The following is a 1,408-nucleotide window of genomic DNA, read 5'->3' as shown; positions in this document are numbered from 1 at the left end:
GACGCCGTGCGGGCCCATCGCCTCCGGCAGCCCGCCGCCCAGCCGGACGCCGTAGTGCCCGGCCAGCTCACCCAGCTGCGCCGGCGAGAGCCGCCGCGGCGCGAACCGGGCCGTCTGCGCCGCACCGGGCAGCTCCAGGCGTGCCTCGCGGATGCTGCGGGCGGCGTCGTACCACGTCCACCACCACCAGTTCTTCGACGCGGCGGCGGTCGAGAAGGTCCCTTCGTTCCACAGCCGGTCCTGCGCTTCGGCCTGCGTCGCCCCGCACGCGACGGCCGAGGGCGCCTGGTGGTGGTCGATGTCCCAGGACGCGTCCAGCCACGCCTTGCTGAACTTGTGGCCGTTGCCGTTCCACTTGTTGAAGAAGTACGCGCCGTAGTTCGGGCTGTCCACGCTGGTGGACTCGAACCCGAAGATCATCCGCAGGCCGAGGTTCGCCGCGTCCCACGTGCGGATCGGGCTGTTGCCGTCGCCGATGCGCAGCGAGAGGCACGTCGAGAAGAACAGGTAGCGGGCGACCTCGTTGCCCAGCCGCATGTCGGCCGAGCTCGCCCAGGCCGAGCCGCCCCAGGTGCCGCCCATCGGCATCCAGAACACGCCGTTGCCGTCCATGGTCCCGTGCCCGGAGTGGTACTCGGCGACGCAGGCGTCGAAGCCGTACGTGCCCTGCCAGTCGTCGTACTGCTCGCCGTAGAGCCAGGACAGCACGCCGCCGTCGGTGTACCAGAAGTTCGGCGGCGTGAACTGCTTGACGTAATTGTAGAAACCGCCGGCGTCCTCGTGGGTGTAGGACAGGTCGGTGATTCCCGGCGGGAAGTCTTCGATCGAGCAGACGCCGTACCGGTTCGCGCCGCGGTCGGCCGCGATCCCGGTCGTGGCGAACGGATCGGCCGAGGTCAGCGCCCGCGCCGCGGCGGACACCCCCGGTGGTGCCGTGCCGGCGCCGTCCTTCAGCAAAGCCATGGTTCCTCCCCGTGGACCGAACGGATTCGTTCGGTGCGAAGCTACCGCCGAATCCGGTCAAAGCTTTCGGATACATCTTTTTGCCACACCTTCAGCGCAATTTTTTCAGCGCTGCACCGATTCCGTGGACGATTTCCGGGCGCCGCCGCGACCCGGTCAACCGGAACCGGCCACAGTGGACAGCCCGCCGGGAGGTGCGCGTAGCGGCCCGGTGCGGCCAGGATGGCGGGATGAAACTGGGGCAGCTGGCCGCGTCGGCACGGGACCTGTTCTCCGCGAAGCTCGTCTACGGCGAGCCCGTCGAGCGGGACGGCGTCGTCGTCATCCCGGCCGCGGCGGTGTTCGGCGGCGGGGGCGGTGGCGGTGGTGACACCGGCGCGCGGCCGGTGCGGGAAGGCGCCGGGTTCGGGGTGTTCGCCCGGCCCGCGGGCGCGTTCGTCGTCCG

2 protein-coding genes are annotated in these 1,408 nt (G+C 70.6%); one reads left to right on the top strand and one right to left on the bottom strand.

The window, feature by feature from the left end; translation table 11 throughout:
• Positions 1-963, bottom strand: a 963-nt coding sequence (locus G3I65_RS35315; protein WP_239071646.1) for a DUF6345 domain-containing protein, incomplete at its 3' end; no start/stop codon positions are given.
• 230 nt (positions 964-1,193) lie between these two features.
• On the opposite strand from G3I65_RS35315, the gene G3I65_RS35310 reads away from it, so the two are divergent.
• A partial coding sequence (locus G3I65_RS35310) for a hypothetical protein (RefSeq protein WP_160699942.1) occupies positions 1,194-1,408 on the top strand: 215 nt, incomplete at its 3' end.

It is taken from the genome of Amycolatopsis sp. SID8362 (assembly GCF_010550475.1).
In the GTDB taxonomy this organism is placed as follows: domain Bacteria; phylum Actinomycetota; class Actinomycetes; order Mycobacteriales; family Pseudonocardiaceae; genus Amycolatopsis; species Amycolatopsis eburnea.
The sequence above is the reverse complement of the archived record's forward strand: the minus strand, read 5'-3'. Positions and strand labels throughout refer to the sequence as shown.